This is a genomic window from Spongorhabdus nitratireducens, assembly GCA_947387575.1.
In the GTDB taxonomy this organism is placed as follows: domain Bacteria; phylum Pseudomonadota; class Gammaproteobacteria; order Pseudomonadales; family Endozoicomonadaceae; genus CANDOC01.
The window spans coordinates 385,265-401,350 of sequence record CANDOC010000002.1; the positions used below are offsets into that span (position 1 = coordinate 385,265).

General features: G+C 49.9%; 13 protein-coding genes. 8 read left to right on the forward strand and 5 right to left on the reverse strand.

All coding sequences use genetic code 11. The annotated features are described in order from the left end of the window. Nucleotides 1-21 precede the first annotated feature (21 nt). Nucleotides 22-2,142 carry a hypothetical protein gene (locus ACYZZ0_RS06305; RefSeq protein ID WP_461535746.1) on the forward strand — a complete coding sequence of 707 codons (2,121 nt, stop codon included), beginning with the start codon at nt 22-24 and terminating at the stop codon, nt 2,140-2,142. A gap of 57 nt (nt 2,143-2,199) precedes the next feature. On the opposite strand, the gene ACYZZ0_RS06310 is transcribed toward ACYZZ0_RS06305, so the two are convergent. Beyond that, complete coding sequence (locus ACYZZ0_RS06310) at nt 2,200-3,471, reverse strand: inorganic phosphate transporter (RefSeq protein ID WP_461535747.1); 1,272 nt, start codon at nt 3,469-3,471, stop codon at nt 2,200-2,202. Nucleotides 3,472-3,494: 23 nt separating this feature from the next. Continuing rightward, nucleotides 3,495-4,172, reverse strand: coding sequence for a TIGR00153 family protein (locus ACYZZ0_RS06315; protein WP_461535748.1), 678 nt, complete (start codon nt 4,170-4,172; stop codon nt 3,495-3,497). Nucleotides 4,173-4,384: 212 nt separating this feature from the next. On the opposite strand from ACYZZ0_RS06315, the gene ACYZZ0_RS06320 reads away from it, so the two are divergent. From ACYZZ0_RS06320 to ACYZZ0_RS06330, 3 genes are all read left to right on the forward strand, one after another. Beyond that, complete coding sequence (locus ACYZZ0_RS06320; protein ID WP_461535749.1) at nt 4,385-5,011, forward strand: CYTH domain-containing protein; 627 nt, start codon at nt 4,385-4,387, stop codon at nt 5,009-5,011. Between the two features lie 45 nt (nt 5,012-5,056). Beyond that, the gene (locus ACYZZ0_RS06325; protein WP_461535750.1) at nt 5,057-6,829 is read left to right on the forward strand and encodes a GspE/PulE family protein; all 1,773 of its coding nucleotides are present in this window, start codon (nt 5,057-5,059) and stop codon (nt 6,827-6,829) included. 127 nt (nt 6,830-6,956) lie between these two features. Beyond that, nucleotides 6,957-7,772, forward strand: coding sequence for an amidohydrolase family protein (locus ACYZZ0_RS06330; protein ID WP_461535751.1), 816 nt, complete (start codon nt 6,957-6,959; stop codon nt 7,770-7,772). A gap of 18 nt (nt 7,773-7,790) precedes the next feature. Here ACYZZ0_RS06330 and ACYZZ0_RS06335 read toward each other — a convergent pair whose 3' ends face one another. From ACYZZ0_RS06335 to thiI, 3 genes are all read right to left on the reverse strand, one after another. Beyond that, on the reverse strand, nt 7,791-10,616 hold the full coding sequence (locus ACYZZ0_RS06335) for a hypothetical protein (RefSeq protein ID WP_461535752.1): 2,826 nt from the start codon (nt 10,614-10,616) through the stop codon (nt 7,791-7,793). 115 nt (nt 10,617-10,731) lie between these two features. Next, on the reverse strand, nt 10,732-11,235 hold the full coding sequence (locus tag ACYZZ0_RS06340) for a dihydrofolate reductase (protein WP_461535753.1): 504 nt from the start codon (nt 11,233-11,235) through the stop codon (nt 10,732-10,734). Beyond that, nucleotides 11,236-12,774 carry a tRNA uracil 4-sulfurtransferase ThiI gene (gene thiI, locus ACYZZ0_RS06345; protein ID WP_461535754.1) on the reverse strand — a complete coding sequence of 513 codons (1,539 nt, stop codon included), beginning with the start codon at nt 12,772-12,774 and terminating at the stop codon, nt 11,236-11,238. It abuts the gene before it with no gap. A 241-nt stretch (nt 12,775-13,015) separates the two neighbouring features. Here thiI and ACYZZ0_RS06350 point away from each other — a divergent pair, with 241 nt between their 5' ends. The 4 genes from ACYZZ0_RS06350 to ACYZZ0_RS06365 are packed head-to-tail and all read left to right on the forward strand — an operon-like array spanning nt 13,016 to nt 16,086. Further along, complete coding sequence (locus tag ACYZZ0_RS06350) at nt 13,016-13,786, forward strand: DUF3450 domain-containing protein (protein WP_461535755.1); 771 nt, start codon at nt 13,016-13,018, stop codon at nt 13,784-13,786. After that, complete coding sequence (locus ACYZZ0_RS06355; RefSeq protein WP_461535756.1) at nt 13,783-15,141, forward strand: MotA/TolQ/ExbB proton channel family protein; 1,359 nt, start codon at nt 13,783-13,785, stop codon at nt 15,139-15,141. The genes ACYZZ0_RS06350 and ACYZZ0_RS06355 overlap by 4 nt, the downstream gene beginning before the upstream one ends. Next, nucleotides 15,131-15,682: a MotA/TolQ/ExbB proton channel family protein gene (locus ACYZZ0_RS06360; RefSeq protein WP_461535757.1), complete on the forward strand. Its 552-nt coding sequence runs from the start codon at nt 15,131-15,133 to the stop codon at nt 15,680-15,682. The genes ACYZZ0_RS06355 and ACYZZ0_RS06360 overlap by 11 nt, the downstream gene beginning before the upstream one ends. Beyond that, nucleotides 15,679-16,086 (forward strand): ExbD/TolR family protein, encoded by a 408-nt coding sequence (locus ACYZZ0_RS06365; RefSeq protein WP_461535758.1) that lies wholly within the window; start codon nt 15,679-15,681, stop codon nt 16,084-16,086. The genes ACYZZ0_RS06360 and ACYZZ0_RS06365 overlap by 4 nt, the downstream gene beginning before the upstream one ends.

The window sequence follows — 16,086 nt, forward strand, 5'->3', positions numbered from 1 at the left end:
CCGTTGTTTCCGGAGCGGTTTATGAAAAAAGCAACAATATTCAAAATATTATATATCTGCTATTTTCTGATGCTTGCTGCAGAAGTGTATGGGCACAATTACCCAGAAAAGCTAGCAGTTCCTATGGTCTCTATTCCCAATGAGCTAATGACGCTTTATTGCCCGTCATATTTCTCTGGATCAGGACCTTCAGAAAGAACATATCCTGGTTGGTATGGTGGCTATATTAATGAAAATGGAACACCTTCTTTTTATGCAGTGTATTCAGGGGAACCGCCTCGAAGCAGGTTTACCCTTTTACTACCCTTAGTATCAAAATGTATTTGGAATCGAGATCAGACTCCGGCTAACAAACAACATGTTCACTTCCATCAAGGAAGTAAGATCATTCCTGTTTATTGGCCTAAACAGCAATACCAACTCTCAGTTTATGTAAAACGCCATGGATCAATGAGGGCTACAATTGGTCAAATTTTATTAGGGGTTCGCACTAAACCTTACATTGAAAACTATCCCTGCTCTCAACTATGCCTGCACTACCTTGAAAATGAGCAGGAACACAAACTGGAAGAAATATATCCAGAAAGAAGAAAGCTTGATTTCAGCCCTGTTTTTTATATTTTGTTACAAGCAGATGGGAGCGTAACAGTCGAGAACTCATTGTCTTTAGAAGATAAGCATCGGTGTATCGCCAGAATAGAGAGTAACCCTTCAGCCCCCTTTAATTTTGTCCTGGAAACAAGTTGCATCCTCAGAGCACTAGGGGAGCTATGTGATATCTGGCTTCAGCTATATGGAGCATTAACTGCGACAGCGGGTGGCTCTTATGACTGTATTGAAGCTGTACGACATCAGCGCGCACTTATAGCTCTCAGGCGCCTGATCACAGAAGCTTCACCAGATATGAAGATTTTCGCTACCTGGGCGCAAGTTGAGCTTCATATCTATCAGTTGTTAGAACAGCTAAAAATAGAAGCCAGTTTAAGTCCTGAGTTGATAAGCTCTATCACTCCCTATACCCAAGCGTGTCACACGATAAATTATCAAGTTGATGTACAGAAATTAACGGCCGATATATTGCAGGCTCAAAAGGAAGTTGTTCCTGTTTGTGCTCCCTCTCCTAAACCTGCAGCACACCAAGGTTATGTGGCTTTTATATCCCCAACACACCAGTCAAAACCAACCAAAGAGAAAGCAATATCAGAAGAACCTTCAACCGTTCCCTTTTTAACACTCATGAATACCTTGCATGAAGCCTGGGCAATCATGTTGTCATATGTATTACAACCCCAGTTAGATGACTCGGATGCTAACGAACACCTCACAGAACTGAAACCTTATGTGGAGCGTGGAGCAAATAGTGGATTTCAAGGGCTTCCTGTTGCTACAGGTTGCTCCAGAGTTCACCTGATGATGGTGTTACAAACCTATAATAATATTTCGGAAAAATGGCATTGTCCCGGTCATCGCCCTCCTTTACCTGGCTATTGCAGCAAGTCTGATACCAGCCTTAACTCAATGAGCAGAAGGGAAATGTCCCCTCCTGTGGCTGTTCCTTCAGCTAAATCAACCCTGCACTGCGCAGATTCAGGCATCGGAAAAAGTTACTCTTCAACGTCCAGCGTGGATATTCCAGCAAGGCTCAAGCAAAGCCCTTCTTCTACTCACTCAGTATCCAGCTCTCCTCTTTCAGTAGCGTTACAACAGAGCAGTTCTGGTCCTCGTCAGATATTGAATATCGATGGGTCTTCCTCACCGGTTATTGGCTTTACCTCTCCAACAAGTATGCTTCCATCGCATCATACAGTAGGGCCACACCCTGTTTTCGAAGATGCGCCCCCCCTAGATATCTCAAGGCTGCAAGGCAGCTGTATTGTGCTGCTATTTTCCTGCCGGGATCATGCAAAAAACGCTAAAAAACATCAGAAGGAAAAACAAATATTACTGGATGAGCTGGAACTCATTTGTAAGGAAGTCGAGAAAATTAACTGTCACGATTCATGGGATCCCGAAAAATCCTCACAAATAGAACAATCAGCCAGCGGCTACTTGAAGCAACTTTCTGAATGGCTCAAGAGATGGAATGGTGGAACAGCCAAGAAAGACCGGCAACTTGAATTTGATTTTCAAGGCCGATACTAGGTTCTGTTGACCTAAGGGATAAGGGCATATTGCAATCACAATATGCCCTTGGAAAGATCAGCCGAAGAAGCTTTGCATCATAAAGAAGAAAGTAATGGAAAGGATCGCACCGGCTGGCAGGGTCACAACCCATGAGGCAAAGATCTTACCAATCACCTGCAGGTTCAGCGCACCGATACCACGGGCCATACCGACACCCAGCACCGCACCAACCAGCGTATGTGTGGTTGAAACAGGCAGGCCAGTACCAGAAGCCAATACCACGGTTGTAGCCGCTGCAAGCTCTGCAGCAAAGCCACGGCTTGGGGTCAATTCGGTAATATGCTTTCCGATTGTGGCCATTACCCGGTAGCCATAAGTCGCCAGACCAATCACGATACCGATACCACCCAACAGCAGTACCCAGGAAGGCATCTCGGCACTGGAGGCAATTTCACCACCGGAGATGACGATACTGGCTACTGCAGCCAGCGGGCCAACAGCATTTGCTACATCGTTAGAACCGTGAGCAAAGGCCATAGAACAGGCAGTAAAGATCATCATGATGCCGAACACTTTCTCCACACTGGAGAAATGGAATTGCTTATCGGCCTGACGATCTTCTTTCACTCGGTGCAGCATGGTCTTACCGACTATCATGACGGCAAAACCAATCACCAGTGAAAGAATGACAGACTGAGTTGTGGTCAGTGGCAGACCGATATGTTTCAGGCCCTTGGTCATGGTAACCATTGCCATCATGAAGCCCACCAGCATCATATAGATGGGCGCATAACGCTTGGCATTACGGAACGGGTGGTCAGTATCGAGGATCAATCGCTGGATACTGATAAATATCAGAAACGCCAGCGTCCCCGACAGTACCGGCGAGACAACCCAGCTGGCTACAATTGAGCCTACCTTGCCCCAGCTGACCGCATCCATGGAGATACCCACAGCGGCAAAGCCGACAATGGCACCGACGATGGAGTGAGTTGTAGAAACCGGCCAGCCAAAGTGGGTCGCCACCAGCAGCCAGGTACCGGCTGCCAACAGGGCCGAGAGCATGCCATAAACAAGCAGCTCAGGGTTTTCCTGCAAGAACGGCATGGTCGGGTCAATAATGCCCTTTCGAATTGTGGCTGTAACTGATCCACCGGCCAGATATGCGCCGGCAAATTCAAGCACAATCGCAATCATAATGGCCTGACGAACAGTCAGTGCCTTGGAGCCAACAGATGTGCCCATGGCATTGGCAACATCGTTTGCCCCTACCCCCCAGGCCATGAAGAAACCAAAGGCACCTGCAAGAATCAGCAATAAAGTGCCGTGCTCTGCTATAACAGACATCGTTATATACCAATCAGGAAGTTTTATCGGGCAAGCGTTAATTGAAGGTAACTACCCACTCGGGAGGCGCGATCTGCGAGATCACCCACCCAGTCGATAATTTTATAAAGGAAGATCACATCAACCGGCGGTAGATCCTGCTCAATGGCGAACAGAATTTTACGCACCTGAACCTGAAGGTCGTCAGTATCGCTTTCGATATTGTCGAGCTCTTCAATCATGTGTTCGACCAAATCAACTTCACGCCCACGGAAACCGGTTTCAAGCAGTTCGTCCAGTTCATTCATCGCGCGAAGAGCCTGCATGGAGGTTTCAATGGAACGCTGCAGGTACAGCAGGAAAGCTTCACGAATCGGCTCCGGAAACTTCATTTCACGTCCCAGTACCAGACCAGCGATATCCTTGGCCCGGTTAGCGACCTTGTCCTGAACCGTTACGATTTCCAGCAAGTCTGCACGGGGAACCGGCAGGAACAGGCTTTTGGGCAGCGAGAGACGAACGTTCTTCTTGATTACATCCGCTTCTTCTTCCAGCCTGCTGATTGTATGCTGCAGATTGGCAGCCAGTTCCCAGTCTTCTTCATAGACAGCCTGAAAAAATGGCAGCAATTCGGTGGCGCATTCATGCGCCTTGGCAATATGCTTCTGGATCGGACCGATCGGGGAGCGTCCGAAAACGCTGGATAGCAAGTTGCTCGGCATGACTCTTTCCGTCAACAAAAAGCGCAAGTATATAGACGCCGCGGCCCCTTGCAATACCACCCGCCTCGATACAGTCCATTACCAAATGCGCCTGAATTAAAAGGTTCACCCGATCCCCGGGCAGACCCCGTTCAAAACAGCGAACACATTGCCACCTTTACTTTCACTGCCAAGCCAATAAATTAGCCCGACCGAAAATCCAGGACGACAACATGAATGCGGAAATTGAACTGAAACTTAGAATCCGGCCTCAGGACATCGGCAGGCTAGAAACGTACGATATATTCCGCAAGTATAACAATGGTACGCTCGAACGCCATTTGCTGATATCGACTTACTTCGACACCCGGACGCTGGATTTTATCCGCAACAAAGTTGCATTACGTGTTCGGCAAAAAGATCAGCAGATCATACAAACGCTCAAGTTCGACAGCCGTAGTGAGCAGGGCCTGAGTCGGCGCCCTGAAGTAGACTGGCTGCTATCTGCTCCTGTGGTGGATCTTACACTTGCCCATAAATATCTGCCAACCGCATTGCAATCTTTTGACTCGACCGACCTGAAACCTGTTTTTGAAACCCGGATTCAACGTACCTCTATTCAGCTCAACTGGCCTGCTTCTACCCCGACGACTATTGAGGTCGCTATTGATCAGGGCGAAATCTGTGCAGGACCACATAAAGAGGCAGTATCTGAAATAGAGCTGGAGCTGATATCCGGAGATGAAGATAGCCTGCACCAGCTACATCGGGAGCTTCAGCAGGATTTCGAACTGGAACCCTCTGATATCAGCAAAGCCGCTTTGGGTTACCAGCTCGCTAAACTGGCCGATAAACCATAGGAAATATTCAACATTTATTAATTCAGCACGGAAGCCGGGTTTCAAATGGCAGATGAACATCCTGACTCACTACTGGATCTTGGCCAGATCATTCACGATCTGGTGCGTGACAAGCGACTGGATCAGGATGCGGCGGAAGAAGCACTTAATCGCTCCCGAACAGGCAAATCTGCCGGGTTGCACCCCTTGGAATATCTGGCCAGTCTGGAGCTGGAAGATGCGACCAAAACCGGGCAAAAGCTGGATCTTGCGACCCTGACACGCTGGCTGGCAAAGACTGCTGGTCAGCCCTATTACGCGATAGACCCTCTGAAAGTCGATGTTGCCGAAGTTACCCCGGTAATGTCTCAGGCTTTTGCCACCCGCCACCATATTCTGGCGGTGGAAGTATCACCAAGGGAAGTGACCATCGCCAGTGCCGAACCCTGGCATACCGGCTGGGAAGATGATCTGAGCCATGTCACCCGAAAAGCGATCAAACGGGTTGTGGCCAGCCCGGAAGATATTCGCCGCTTTACCACCGAGTTCTATCGTATAGCCCACTCAGTGCAGGGTGCAGGTAGTACTGAGGGTGTAAGATCCGGGCATATCAACAGCTTTGAACAACTGCTTGAGCTGGGTGATGGTCAGAAAACTCCGGATGCCAACGATCAACATGTGGTTAATATCGTTGACTGGCTACTGCAGTATGCCTTTGAGCAGCGTGCCAGTGATATTCATATCGAGCCCCGGCGGGACAAAGGCTTACTCCGGTTACGGATTGATGGCGTACTCCACCCGGTTTACTCCATGCCAGCCAGTGTGATGGCCGCTGTAACCAGTCGCCTGAAAATACTGGGGCGTATGGATGTGGCTGAAAAGCGCAAGCCTCAGGATGGTCGGCTCAAGACCCGCAATCCTGAAGGTAATGAGGTAGAACTGCGATTATCCACCTTACCCACAGCCTTTGGAGAGAAGATGGTAATGCGCATCTTTGATCCGGAGGTGCTGGTCAAATCCTTCTCCCAGCTGGGTTTTTCTGCAGAAGATCACAACCGCTGGCAAGCAATGACACAGAAGCCTAACGGTATTGTCCTGGTAACAGGTCCTACCGGTTCAGGTAAGACAACCACTCTCTATTCAACCCTGAAACAGCTGGCTACATCCGAAGTTAACGTCTGCACCATCGAAGATCCTATTGAGATGGTTGAACCGGATTTTAACCAGATGCAGGTTCAGCATAATATTGACCTGACCTTTGCCAGTGGTGTCAGAGCCTTGCTGCGACAGGATCCGGATATCATTATGATTGGTGAGATCCGGGACTTGGAAACAGCCGAGATGGCAATTCAGGCTGCGCTTACCGGGCACCTGGTACTCTCAACCCTTCACACCAATGATGCTCCCTCAGCTATTACGCGCATGCTGGAACTGGGCGTCCCTCCCTACCTGCTTAAAGCCGTACTGCTTGGTTCCATGGCACAACGCCTGATTCGTACACTTTGCCCGAACTGTAAAAAAGCCGTTCCTGCAGACAAAACTGTCTGGAAAAACCTGACTCAGCCATGGTCTGTCAGTGTGCCTCAACACTTTTATGAACCGGTTGGCTGCTCAATATGTCGTGAAACGGGATATCAGGGTCGTGCAGGTGTATACGAGATCATGCCGCTTAGTGATGCGATCAGAGGTCTTATCGGCCAGAATCAGGATGCAAGGCAGATCACTCATCAGGCAATGAAAGAAGGGATGCACACCCTGAGCCTGAGCGGTGCCCAGAAAGTTGCGGCCGGCTTGACCTCTGTTGCCGAGATACTTCGCGTCACACCCAGCCAACATTAAACGCGGTATTCCTCCTGCCAAAACATAACGTTCCGGTCATTCAAAGCGGTGGAAGTGGTCATTCCCAACCCGGATGATCCTTTTTAAGCTGGCAGTCACCTCCATAAAAGAATCTGTGGTACAGCTTATGCCGACTGCGATTGATGTCTGGATGCAGCATCCAAATCTCAAATTTGCCAACCACGAAATGTTTGCTTCGCTCAGGCGTTGGAATAAAACGGAAACATCTGATACCCCTGTTCCTCTGGAACTTACCCTCGCAGCAATGGATCAGGCCGGTGTCAGTCAGTCTCTGGCTTGCGCCTGGTATGGGCCACAGGGTGCCCTGATTTCCAATCAGGAAGTCGCAGATATCGTGGAAAAGCACCCCGAGCGTTTTCTTGGTGTGGCATCCGTAAACTTATACAAGCCCATGGAAGCGGTAAGGGAGCTGCGCTACTGGGTCAGGGGGCATGGATTCAAGGCACTTCGTATTGTCCAGTGGCTATGGAATCTGCCGCCAACAGACCGGCGCTATTACCCACTATTTGCCGAGTGTGTGGAGCTGGATATTCCTGTCTGCCTTCAGGTCGGTCATACCGGTCCACTGTGTCCATCCGAGCCTGGGCGCCCAATCCCCTATATTGATGAAATCGCGCTGGACTTCCCCGAACTCAAAATTGTAGGTGGTCATATTGGATACCCCTGGACCACAGAAATGATTGCGGTTGCAACCAAACACCAGAATGTCTTTATCGATACTTCGGCATATGCCGCAAACCGTTTCCCTGAAGAATTGGTTAAATTTATGAAAGGGCATGGCAAGACAAAGGTTATGTTCGGCAGTAACTATCCGATGATAACTCCTGGCAAGTGTTTACAGGATCTTGATCAACTGGAGCTGGGTGGAACAACAAAACAGCTGTTCCTTGAACAAAATGCCCGGAGTGTATTCAAGATATGAACCTTCCTTACGGAAGGTTCACGTTGGAAGGTCGGGTTTAGGATCCTTCCATTCAGGGACATCCAGATCAAACATTCGTCTCTCAATGTCGTTGGTCTGGGTTATCACTCGATCATGGAAGTCGGCAATGCCCTGCGCCATCAGCTTCTCGGCTTCTTCCTTGTAACGCTCGCGGCGAAGAATCATAACGGCCAACTCATAATCGCGCAGATTTTCAACCGGCATTCCTTTTGGCAGTTTGGCACCTTTTGGTAATTCTGCCTTATCTGCCAGGTGCTGGGCTTTATCCTTCACCTTGCCAGCAGTCTCATCAAGCTTGCGTGCTATTTGGTCCCGCTTTGATGTTCCATCTACAAATCTTTTGAGATCTTCATGATCTCTGTGCATCTTCTGCAGGTTGTTCATGAACTTCTCAAGATTTGCTTTGCCGACAGTACGGGCAACACCTACTTTTTCACGCCCGGTCATCTTCTTACTGAAAGGCCCTATACCTTTTCTACCCGTTTTAAGCTGCCAGTTATTTACTTTGGTATTGGCCTTTTCTGCAGCATGATTCGCGATATAAAAACCAGCCAGTGCTGCGAGATATTCTGGCGTGGGTGTTGGCTTCACTTGCTGAGCACCCTCAGCCAGTGCAGGTAATGCTCCGGTCTTTATCCCGCTGCCTACCACTTTAGCGAAGTTAATCGCACCAATTTTAGCCATGTCTTTACCATACATTTGAGCCATGCCTGCAAAGTACTTGGCGCCTCGGTCAGCTTTTACTGCAGAGCGGTTATAGAGTTTTTTGGCCTTTTCCGTACGGTAACCGGCTTCACCCTTTCCCGGTTCAGTAGTTGTGTCATGTTCCGGTCTAAGCTGTGGAACCGCTTTCCCAACCCACTCACTGTCATCACCACCAATCTGATACCACTTCTTGTGTTTTACCCGATAGTCTTTTGCTGCATAGTTAAATAATGCCGCTACTTTGTCTTTATCAAACTGACCATTTTCATCCTGATAAGCAGGGTTGCCTTCGAAACGTTCCTTCCAGAGTTTATCAAGCTGAACGCCCATTTCTGCATCCATTCGGGCAATGTCCTGAACCGAAGCCACGATCATTTGATCGTATGGATTAAAATGTTGTTTCAGCTGTTGCATCCGATACTGAACCCGGGCTGTTGCTTCTTCTCCCTTGATTGCAGCTGCAGGCGTACTCTGATCTTTTCTTGCTTGTAATTTTTGGGCAGTATTGTAGTCGCGCTCCAGTTCCGAGTATGCATTGAAAGCATTCGTCATACCCCGGTGGGAGCAGAAGTAACGGGCATTTTTAAGGAAGCTGGCCAGTTTTTTCGGGTCGACTCCGGCAGCCAGAAAGCGTTGCTTAACCTCGTTAGTAACCTTATCCAGCTCTTCGGTATATTGATCATCACGTTCAAAGTCAGCGTTTTTCTCCATCTGCCGGCGCTGTTGTCCACCCTTGATATGATGCAGGGCTGCCAAACCACCAGAAACGGCGACTGTTCCCCCAATTTGCCCTGTTAAAGCGGCTGCAGCCCCGATACCACCGGTACTGATTCCGGCAATCACTGTGAATGTCACAGCCTGAGTAGTGAAGAGGCCAATTTTGCGCTTATTGCGAAGAACCAGCCGTTTCAGCCGGTTGGCAATATCATGCTTTGGTATGTACAGGCTGTTACCGTCAGCCACTGCTCGCTGAATATACTCGATATCTTCCTGGTCCAGCTCATAGGGCGTTGGTTGTGGCGCATCCAGCTGAGGCATTTGTGGGTTTCTGAGATTAACTGAAGGAAAACTGTGCCCGCTGGGAACCGGTGCCAGACGGGGATGCTGTAATCTGAACTGATGCTTCAATGTCAGCAAGCGCTCGAATGTGACATCCCGGTCCGCCTTGATGCCGGCACTGTCCAACATACCCCTGACAGCTTTCTCGGCCTCCTCCGGCTTCATGGAGCCCGCCATAATGTCAGCTTTAATTTCAGGCAGCATCTTGTCGTAGGCGGGTAGAGGCGTATCTCTCAGAGTATCCATCAACATGGATCTGAATTTCTGATTTAGCTCCTCATCCTTGCATGGGGGCATTTGTAGCAGGTCCGTAACCTGCTTTTTAAATACTGAATGATCACCTTGTAATTTCAGAGACTGAATCAGTTCGTCAGCTTTCACCGTTGCCTGTTGCGGGGATAGCTCAGCCTGATTCAAACGGGGGAAAATAGCATTAGCGACAAGGTTATTGAGGTAATCTTTCTTCATATTTGCCACTTTATTCATGGCAAACATTTCAGCTTCCTGTTCGCTCAATTTCTCGCCAGAAGAAAGCAGACCAACATAGTGTGGCACCAAGGCCTTATCAATAAAGCCCGGGGGAACGGGCTGCCCCTTTTCCATAAGCTGGTAAGCCAGCTGAGCCGGGGTTGAGCGAAGCGCCGTATCAAGTTTATCCAGACGGTCAGCATTGACTGCGCGCCCGGTGCTGACAACAGAGATATCACCATCCGGGCTGGTTCGAATCGAGGCAATACCTGCTCCAACCATTGCTGCAGCCACTTTGTACTGACAAAGCTTCTTATCTCCACCCTTGGCAGCGTAGAAATCGCAGTATTTATCAAACAGGCTCTGGGCGACCCTGTCCTGGGTTGTCACCCGGCTTTTGCTGGCGCGACTGAAAAAGGCACTGATCCGGCTTCGGGCACGAACAAAGTAGCCCCCGAACTTGGACTGAACCTTGAGTCCATCACCTGTAGATCTTGAAATTACACCGCCTTTTTGCAACTTGCTTGCGGTGTCCTGGCCCAGAATATTTTGATAATGAGGTACGGCTGCAGTCGCCGCTGGAAGAGGCATGGTTCAGCATTCCTTTGCTTATCTGCTATCTAAGATAAGTCTAGGCGCTTTTTCAGACTTCTGTTTCAGGCTCTGGTGGTCGTCCCTGACCATCCGATAATGTCACAGCCTGCTATCAGGCACGATCAAGTACGATATAGCTGTACTTCAATGCTGGCTCATCATCAGTCTGATGATCGTCTCTGGCAACCTCAGTCCACTCAGATTCATCAAACTCCGGAAAGTAGGCATCAGCTTCAAAACTGTGGGCCACCTTCGTCAGATAAAGACGATCAGCTTTGGGTAACAGCTCCTTATAAATCTGGCCACCACCAATCACCATGATTTCCTCATTGCCATTGACCAGAGCAATATCCTCAGCCAGTGACAACGCCTCTTCGGTGTTATGGACAACCCTGATGCCATCATGGCTGTAATCCGGATTCCGGGTAATCACTATGTTGGTGCGCCCCGGCAGCGGCTTCTTCAGCGACTCAAAGGTATTGCGCCCCATAATAATCGGCTTGCCCATGGTGACTGCCTTGAAGTAGCGCAGATCACCTGGCAGATACCATGGCATTTTATTATTGATACCGATCGCATTGTTTTCCGCGACCGCCGCAATCATGGCAATCTTCATTCAGCCGTGCTCTCCCTGACTGTTCTTGGCATTCGGGCTGTCGCTTTGGGCAACAACCGGCTTTTTCTTTTTATTAGGGCTGTAGACGTCCACATTGGTGTGGCCATCTTCACGCAGATGCATGGCATGCAGCTGGCTCATCACACCTTTTTCACAGTAGAGCAGGTAATGACGCTCTTTATCCAGTGTCGGGAAGACACTGTTCAACTGATAGAAAGGTACTTTGACCACTTCGTGACTGGCGACAGACAGCGGCTTCAGCTCTTCTTCAGTAGGGTGACGGACATCCAGAATAATGGCATTCTTCTCGAAGCGCTCATCCGCCATATCAGAGATAACCTCGACCTCTTCCCGCTTGAGGTCATCTGCCACGATATTACTAATGCTGACTTCACGGCGTTCTTCTACCGCCTTGTCTAACAGGCTGAAGTCAAACTTGCTTTCTTCGGCTGCAATTTTTACCTGACTCGCTTTGGTGGTCGGTTTTTTGGAGATAACCGCACAGTATTCCGGAATATTGCGCGAGAACTCTTCGGTACCAATCTTCTCGGCGTAATCAATAATATCCTGCTTGTCCATGGTAGCCAGCGGGCGAATCACCAGGGTATCAGTGACCGAGTCAATAACCGCCAGGTTAGTCAGGGTCTGGCTGGAAACCTGAGCCACTGCTTCGCCAGTTACCAGTGCCTGAATGTCCATGGTTTTGGCGACTTGAGTAGAAGCACGCAGCATCATTCGCTTCAGAATGACACCCATCTGGGAGTTCTCAACCTTGTCGAGAATTTCGGCAACCACACCTTCAAACGGTACAGTGATGAACTTCACATTGTGAGATGCACCGTATTTATTCCACAGGTAGAAGGCGATCTCTTTTACAGCCAGCTCATGAGCATGACCACCCAGATTGAAGAATACAAAATGGGTACGAATACCCCGGCGCATAGTCAGGAAACTGGATACAGAGGAATCAAAGCCACCGGAAATCAGTGACAGTACCGGCTCCTGGGAGCCCAGCGGGAAACCACCCAGGCCTGACTGTTTCTTCTGGACTACATAAAAACGATCACGTCGTACTTCCATCTGCACCACGACATCCGGGTTTTTCAGCTTTACCCCGGTCGCTTCAGAGTTCCAGTTCAGATAGCCACCGACATGACGCTCAACATCAATGGATTTGAACTCATGATTGCCCTGACGCTTGCAGGTTACCCGGAAGGTTTTACCTGCCAGTTCATCCTTATGGCTGGCCAGCGCTTTTTCAGCCATATCATCCAGATCAACAACCGGGAACTCGAGCACTTCCCGCCACTCATGGATACCGGGAATGCAGCTCAGTATATTGCCGATCTCTTTCAGAGAGCGCTCATCATTGACCGAAGTTTCAATATCAATCTGGTCCCAGGCTCCGGTGACAGCGACATTTTCATCAACATTACTCAGCAATTTGCGAATGTTGCCACGCAATTGTTTTACAAAACGCTTTCGGACCGGCGTGCTCTTGATGGAGATTTCCGGGAACAGCTTGACGACAAATTTCATGAACTTCTTACCATGACACCCCGGCACCTACTTTGATGATCATTCAAAAAGTGTCCGGGTATTAACAAGAGATGATGGTCAAAGTATACCGAATTGCAGAACACCCCGGTATCGACAAAAAGCCACAGTTCAAAGTTGTAAAAAATGTAAAAGGATACATAGAGCAAAGCAAATCCTGTAATATAGAATGATTCTCATTTGTTTTTGAATTACTGTTGTTATGGCCTTGCTTTCTAGGACGATGGGACCGGTCAGGATTATTGGCTGGTCAGTACTTTTTTCATCCGCTGTTTTTACCAGTCAGTCAGGCGCTGATCCGCTGAGTGACAGCCAGCAACAGGTTCATTCAACCCATCAGGCCTCGCAGCAGTCCCAGCTGCAGATCAATAAAATGTCTGATGCCACCCGCAAAGCACGGGCAGAATATCTAGCCAACGAACGAATGGCTGATGTGGCCGAGGCTTATAACCGGCAAATTGAGCGGTTGGTACAATCCCAGCAACAGGAACTTGCTGATCTCGGCAACCAGCTGGCCTCCATAGAAGAAACCGACCAGGCAGTACTACCCATGCTGGAAGCCATGGTGAATACACTGGATCAGTTTGTCGCTGCCGACCTGCCCTTCCTTAAAAAAGAACGCCAGAAGCGATTGCAAAAACTCCGGACATTGCTGGTTCGGGCCGATGTCAGTGTGGCAGAAAAATACCGCCAGATCCTTGAAGCCTATCTGGTTGAAGTGCAGTACGGACGCACCCTGGAGTCCTACAGCGGACAACTTGAAACGGCACAGCATAAACGGCAGGTTAATTATCTCCGACTGGGACGCACAGCACTTTATTACCAGACACTGAACGGACAAGAGAGCGCTCTCTGGCTTCCGGAACAGCAACGCTGGCAGCCACTGGACGACGCTAACAATCTGACCCTGAGCCAAGCCATCCGTATTGCCCGGCAACAACAGGTACCGAGCCTGTTCGACCTGCCTCTGCCCCAGCCGGAGCCCCGTTCATGATCAAACAGATTCTTGTTGCTACTCTTCTGATCGCTTCAGGTGTACAGGCAGCCGATCCCGCGCCGTTAAAACTGGATGGATTACTTCAGGATGTGCGTCAATTCAGTGCCGAAGACCGGCAGCTGAACAAGCAGCGTGAACAGCTTTTCAGCAATGACCTCAGCCAACAACAGCAGTTACTGAATAAAAGCCGTCAACGTTTACAGCAGGCAGAGCGTGAGCAGGCCCGACTTAAAGCGGCATTCGACGCCAATGACACCAAGCTGGCTGAAATGCAGACTTTGATTCAGCAACGTTCCGGCCAACTGGGTGAAGTCTTCGGTGTAGCAAAGGAACAGGCTGGCGAGCTGCGTTCATTTCTGAGAGATTCCCTGACCGGAGCAGATAACCCGGGTCGTTCAGAGACTTTGGCATTTGCCGATTCCAACCGTGTACCAACCCTGAACGAACTGAAAAACCTCTGGTATCAGTTACAGTTGGAAATGACTGAAACAGGAAAAATAAGCCGCTTCGACAGTCCGGTCATTGCTAATGACGGTAGCACCGCGACCCAGCCAGTTGTTCGCTTCGGCATGTTTGCTGCGGCGACAGAACAGGGCCAGTTTCTCGGCTGGGATGCCACCGAACAAGCACTGACAGTCCTGCCGACACAGCCTGAGGATGCAAGCCAGCAGGTTGAAGAATATCTTCAGGGCTCAGCCAATGACATCACCATTGACCCGACCCGCGGCCAACTGTTTCAAATGCTGGATCGTGAACCGACGGTACTTGAACGTATTCAACAGGGCGGCAAGGTGGGTTACCTGATTCTTGCACTGGGTGCCATTGGTCTACTGGTTGCCCTGGTGCAGATCGCGATGATGCTGATCAATGACTTCCGGGTTCGCAAGCAACTGGCCAGTCCTGACTCCCTGACCCGTGACAACCCGCTTGGACGGGTACTGCTGGCAGTTAAAGAGCAGAGCCTGACAGCAGACCAGCGGGAAGTAAAAGTCGACGAAGCCATTCTGCAGGAGATGCCGCTGTTTGAACGGGGTCAGAGCTTTGTTCGCCTGCTGTCCGCTGTTGCACCCCTACTGGGTTTGCTCGGCACAGTAACCGGCATGATTGCCACATTCCAGAGTATTACCCTGTTCGGCACCAGTGATCCCAAGCTGATGGCCGGCGGTATTTCCCAGGCACTGATGACTACCGTACTGGGTCTGGTCGTTGCAATTCCGCTGCTGTTCTGCCACAGCTATCTGGCATCACGCAGCCGTCGCCTGATGCAGATCCTGCAGGAACGTGGCCTCGGTCTGCTGGTTGATGCAGAGCGAAAGGCAAAAGTTGGTGGGGTAACAAGGCATGCTGCCTGATGCCTTTTCGCTGCATGAATTCAGATTTCTGCTGGGTCAGTTTTTTCAGTCCGGTGGCTGGGTACTTTATCCCATCTTCGCTGTCACCATCCTGATGCTGGCACTGATTCTGGAACGGGTTATTTACCGTGCGTTCAATTTCTCCACTGCCAGAAAAGATTTGCTGGCGGCTCTGGCAACAGAGCCACTGCGAGAGAAGAAACGCAGCCTGGTCTGCGAGCTGGATCTTGAGCTGAAAAGCCATTTCACCATGATCAAAACCCTGATTACGCTCTGCCCGCTGATTGGTCTGCTGGGCACCGTAACCGGCATGGTTCAGGTGTTTGACAGCCTGGCCCACTATGGCACGGCAAATCCCAGACTGATGGCAGCCGGTGTTGCCAGTGCCACCTTTCCAACCATGACCGGAATGGCCATTGCGGTGACCGGCCTGTTGTTCCACAACCGGCTGTCACGCTGGGCCGACAGTGAGAGCCAGAAGTTGCGACAACATCTCAATCGTGACCAAGACCTTAATCGCGACAGGGAAGTACAACGATGAGCCAGCGACTGAACCTGATCCAGCAACAGGATGATGCCGAGATCAACATGACACCGATGCTGGATATCGTGTTTATCATGTTGATCTTTTTTATCGTCTCCACGTCCTTTGTGCGTGAGTCGGGTGTCGATGTGAATCGCCCCAGTGCCCAGACCAGCCAGTCACAAAGCAAGGCCGCCGTAATGCTGGCAGTGACCGCCAACGACGAGATCTGGCTTGATCGCAAACCTGTGGATGTACGAATGATCCGCCCGGCAATTGAGCGGATGCGAACCGAACAGTCAGATATCAGTGTGGTGATTCAGGCTGACGAGAAGTCCACCACCGGACAGCTGGTCCGTGTCGTGGATCAGCTGCGACTGGCGCAGGTGCAATACACCGTAGCGACCACTGAAGGGGGATAA

Bases quoted from the DNA above. Each gene is read 5' to 3' on its own strand.
- ACYZZ0_RS06340 (WP_461535753.1), bottom strand. From the start codon at position 11,235: ATGAAGATTGCCATGATTGCGGCGGTCGCGGAAAACAATGCGATCGGT.
- ACYZZ0_RS06365 (WP_461535758.1), top strand. From the start codon at position 15,679: ATGAGCCAGCGACTGAACCTGATCCAGCAACAGGATGATGCCGAGATC.
- ACYZZ0_RS06325 (WP_461535750.1), top strand. From the start codon at position 5,057: ATGGCAGATGAACATCCTGACTCACTACTGGATCTTGGCCAGATCATT.
- ACYZZ0_RS06360 (WP_461535757.1), top strand. From the start codon at position 15,131: ATGCTGCCTGATGCCTTTTCGCTGCATGAATTCAGATTTCTGCTGGGT.
- ACYZZ0_RS06355 (WP_461535756.1), top strand. From the start codon at position 13,783: ATGATCAAACAGATTCTTGTTGCTACTCTTCTGATCGCTTCAGGTGTA.
- ACYZZ0_RS06320 (WP_461535749.1), top strand. From the start codon at position 4,385: ATGAATGCGGAAATTGAACTGAAACTTAGAATCCGGCCTCAGGACATC.
- ACYZZ0_RS06310 (WP_461535747.1), bottom strand. From the start codon at position 3,471: ATGTCTGTTATAGCAGAGCACGGCACTTTATTGCTGATTCTTGCAGGT.
- ACYZZ0_RS06305 (WP_461535746.1), top strand. From the start codon at position 22: ATGAAAAAAGCAACAATATTCAAAATATTATATATCTGCTATTTTCTG.
- thiI (WP_461535754.1), bottom strand. From the start codon at position 12,774: ATGAAATTTGTCGTCAAGCTGTTCCCGGAAATCTCCATCAAGAGCACG.
- ACYZZ0_RS06330 (WP_461535751.1), top strand. From the start codon at position 6,957: ATGCCGACTGCGATTGATGTCTGGATGCAGCATCCAAATCTCAAATTT.
- ACYZZ0_RS06350 (WP_461535755.1), top strand. From the start codon at position 13,016: ATGGGACCGGTCAGGATTATTGGCTGGTCAGTACTTTTTTCATCCGCT.
- ACYZZ0_RS06335 (WP_461535752.1), bottom strand. From the start codon at position 10,616: ATGCCTCTTCCAGCGGCGACTGCAGCCGTACCTCATTATCAAAATATT.
- ACYZZ0_RS06315 (WP_461535748.1), bottom strand. From the start codon at position 4,172: ATGCCGAGCAACTTGCTATCCAGCGTTTTCGGACGCTCCCCGATCGGT.